Source organism: Blautia sp. MCC269, from assembly GCF_018785655.1.
Lineage (GTDB): Bacteria > Bacillota > Clostridia > Lachnospirales > Lachnospiraceae > Blautia_A.
Genome location: NZ_WQQE01000030.1, coordinates 7,130 through 7,735 on the forward strand (window position 1 = coordinate 7,130; position 606 = coordinate 7,735).

The 606-nt window shown below is 48.0% G+C and carries 1 pseudogene; it reads right to left on the reverse strand.

The window, feature by feature from the left end:
- Nucleotides 1-330: pseudogene (locus GPK88_RS18870) on the reverse strand (hypothetical protein); the annotation flags it as partial.
- Nucleotides 331-606 lie beyond the last annotated feature (276 nt).

Sequence of the window (606 nt, forward strand, 5' to 3'; positions counted from 1 at the left end):
GTTGCTAAGATATTTCTCCCAAAGAAATTCGCTTGCCGCCTGCTCCAGCTCCGGCTGTTTCCATCGGTTGGAGTGGAGAGCTTGCCGCAGCGGAGAAAGCCCGTATAAGTTCCAGTCTCTGTCCGTGTCACGCTCAAAGTTTATCAAAAAAGTTCCCAGTGGGCGTGTCATATCACAAAGCACCTCTGCGTTTTGGCTCCCGTTCAGACGGAAGCGGATCTGCTGTTCTTCCCCAATCAAAATCCGCTCTTTCATTTTCTTCCTGTCCAGCGTCAGGACAAACAAAATCCTCTCAAAACATGGCTCATGCCGTATAAACTGATTCTCCATCCCTATCCCCTGCCTTTGTTTATGGTAATTATATAATTCAGTTATATCCGTTACACTCATGGTATCGCAGAATCATTGTTTTGTCAAGGATAGTCCGCTATGATGATTGCGGTTGGTAATTTCGTACCGCACAGTACCTTGACAAGTGAATGACCGTCCAAAAGGGATATGACCGGCAGGAGAAGTGACGCATTCGGCGCACCAATGCAGGGAAACACCGCAGGAATGGGGCAGGAAAACGGCTTTTGGGGAGAACGGCAGCAGGAAGCATTTTAA